Source organism: Roseisolibacter sp. H3M3-2, from assembly GCF_029211165.1.
In the GTDB taxonomy this organism is placed as follows: domain Bacteria; phylum Gemmatimonadota; class Gemmatimonadetes; order Gemmatimonadales; family Gemmatimonadaceae; genus Roseisolibacter.
This window is the reverse complement of sequence record NZ_JARGEK010000652.1, coordinates 1-1,261: the sequence shown is the minus strand read 5'-3', so window position 1 is coordinate 1,261 and position 1,261 is coordinate 1. Positions and strand designations below refer to the sequence as shown.

1 pseudogene is annotated in these 1,261 nt (G+C 82.2%); it reads right to left on the bottom strand.

Features of this window, described 5'->3' with window-relative positions:
- Positions 1–260 precede the first annotated feature (260 nt).
- Positions 261–1,261, bottom strand: a pseudogene (locus PYV61_RS25470) (hypothetical protein); the annotation flags it as partial.

Below are 1,261 nucleotides of genomic sequence, written 5' to 3'. Positions count from 1 at the left end.
GTCGCGGCGTGGCGCGCGGGGCGCGCTGCGCGCGGGGCGGCGGGGGGGGAGACCGGATCGGGGGCGCAGGCGGCGAGCGCCAGCGCGGCGCCGGCGGCGAGGAGGCGGAGCGGGGACGTGCGCATCGTGGCGTGGGGACGGAGGACGTCGGGCGGGCGCGGCGCGGTCGACGGACCGCGTGCCCCGCGTCGTCCACCATGACCCGCGACGTGGCGCGCGCGTTCACTCCGCCGCGGCGGCCGCGCGCCGCGCATGCGCCGTCAGCGCGTCGGCACGCGGAGCCGGAGGATCGCCGTCGGCGTCGGCGTGCCGCGCGTGGCGCCGTCCTCGCCGAGGTTCGGCCACAGGCTGGCCGCGACGAGCAGCAGCTCGACGTCGCCCGACGCGTGCGCGCCCGGCAGCGGCGCGACCGTCGTCGGCTCGAGCAGCGCGGGGTGGCCCGCGAGCAGCGGCGTCACCGCGACCACGGTGTCGCGCCGCACGTCCACGCGCAGCACGCGCCCCGGCGGCGTGCCGTTCTGCACGGCCACGTAGCGCTCGACCTCCGCGCCCGCCGCGGCCGGGAGCCGCAGCAGCCGGTCGACGCCGCGCAGCGCGCCGGGCGCCACGTCGGCCGCGTACGCGAACGGCGCGGCGGCACCGGTCGCGAGGTCGACGCGGGCGAGCCCGCGCGCGTAGTCGGCCACCACCAGCGACCGCCCGTCGTCGGCGAGCGTCATCCCCTGCGCCGAGCGCAGCGTGCCGGCCGCCACGAGCGGGCGGAACGCCGACTCGCCGGGGCGCAGCGTCCAGATCGCGCCGGCGCGCCCGTCGGCGGCGAACACGCGCCCGTCGGGGTGCACCAGCACGTCGCCGAGGTGCGCCCCCGCGGGCGCCTCGACGCGCCGGCGCTCGGCGCCGGTCGCGAGGTCCAGCTCCACCAGCGCCGAGCGCGCGGCGCGCGACGCGCCGTAGCCGAGCGCCTGCGGCATCGCGCTCACGGCGACCCACAGCGCGCCGCGCGCCGGGACGGCCTCGATGCCGAGCGCCGCGCGCCCCTCGCCCACCGACGCGGCGCGCAGCTCGCGCGGCGCGTGCGACGCGCCCCCGGCCGCCAGGCGCACGACGCGCCCCGTGCGCATGCTGCTCACCCACAGCGAGCCGTCCGGCCCCGGCGCCGCCGCCTCGGGGCCGAAGCCGGCGGGGAGGACGACGACGGTGTCGGCGCGCGCCTGCGCGCCGCCGGCGCGTTCCTCCGGCGGCACCTGGTCGCGGCCGCCGT